This window comes from Actinomadura sp. 6N118, assembly GCF_044326415.1.
GTDB lineage: Bacteria > Actinomycetota > Actinomycetes > Streptosporangiales > Streptosporangiaceae > Spirillospora.
The window spans coordinates 1-1,384 of the sequence record NZ_JBIRAZ010000066.1 but is presented as its reverse complement, the minus strand read 5'-3'; the positions used below and the strand labels follow the sequence as shown (position 1 = coordinate 1,384).

The 1,384-nt window shown below is 69.2% G+C and carries 1 protein-coding gene; it reads left to right on the top strand.

Features of this window, described 5'->3' with window-relative positions:
- Nucleotides 1-277: 277 nt before the first annotated feature.
- Complete coding sequence (locus ACH34W_RS55355; RefSeq protein WP_395969349.1) at nt 278-1,363, top strand: IS110 family transposase; 1,086 nt, start codon at nt 278-280, stop codon at nt 1,361-1,363.
- Nucleotides 1,364-1,384 lie beyond the last annotated feature (21 nt).

Below are 1,384 nucleotides of genomic sequence, written 5' to 3'. Positions count from 1 at the left end.
CTGTGATTCTTGATCCAGGTGATCCGGCTGGGTTGGGTTGCTGCCAGGCTGTCGCCGGTACTCGGGCATGACCCGCATCGGAACTGGCGCCTACGGGCTGCCTTGTTTTCGAGATGTCTGCCGGGGTGCCGGCGTCGGCCTGGCCCACCTTCGTTGGCTTGATTAGCAGCTCGTCCGCCGCCTAGCGGCGTGACTCATCACAGTTCTGCCACGCGGTGACTCCACCCAGGCCGACACCGACCGCACGGTCGTCTTCGTCGGAAGGAAGCACAACCGCATGACCATGCTGGCAGAACAGGTCGATGGCGTCATCGGCGTCGACACCCATCGCGACACTTTGGCCGCCGCGGCGGTATCTGGCCTCGGCGCGGTGCTCGCACACGCCGAGGCCGCCACCGACCAGCGCGGATACCGGGAGCTGTTGGCGTTCGCTCGCAGGCAGATCCCCGGCGCCCGGTGCTGGGCGCTGGAGGGAACGGGCAGCTACGGGGCCGGGCTCGCCGCCTTCCTCGATGCCGCCGGCGAACGGGTCGTCGAGGTGTGCCGTCCCAAGCGGCCGCCGCAGCGCGGCGGCCGCAAGACCGACGCGATCGACGCCGTGCGCGCGGCCCGCGAGGCGCTGACCACCGAGCACCTGATCCATCCGCGCCGCCGCGGCGAGCGCGAGGCATTGCGAGTTCTGCTGGCCACTCGCCAGGGCGCGGTCACCTCCTGCACGGCCGCGATCAACCACCTCAAGGCCCTGATCGTGTCCGCGCCCGAGGACCTACGGGCCGAGCTGCGCGGCAAGGGCCGCAAGGCCGTGATCTCGTACTGTGCCCGGCTCCGAGACCGGCCGGCCCAGATCATCGATCACCGGATGACCGTCCGCGCGCTGCGGACCACTGCCGTCCGCGTCCAGGCGCTGCGCGCGGAAGCCGACGAACTGGAGGCCGAGATCGTCGTTCTGGTCGAGGCGATGGCGCCCGAGCTGCTGCGGCTGCCCGGCGTCGGCCCGATCAGCGCGGCGCAGATCCTGGTGAGCTGGTCACACCCGGGCCGATTCCGCTCCGAGGCAGCGTTCGCTTCCTTCGCAGGCACGGCACCGATCCCCGTTTCCTCTGGCCTGACCAACCGTCACCGGCTCAACCAGTCAGGAGACCGGCAGCTCAACCGGGCACTGCACACGATCGTGCTGATCCGCACACGCATCGATCCGGCCACCAAGGCCTACATCCAGCGACGCACCACCGAGGGCAAGACACCCCGCGAAGCCCGGCGCTGCCTCAAACGGACCGTCGCCCGCCAGGTCTTCAAACTGCTGGAGCGAAGGCCCGCTGAGGAAAGCCGAACAGTCACCGACAACCTCCCGCTGGCGGCTTGACGGATATAGCAGCCTCGAAAA

Coding starts and splice junctions, on each gene's coding strand:
- ACH34W_RS55355 (WP_395969349.1), top strand. CDS start 278: ATGACCATGCTGGCAGAACAGGTCGATGGCGTCATCGGCGTCGACACC.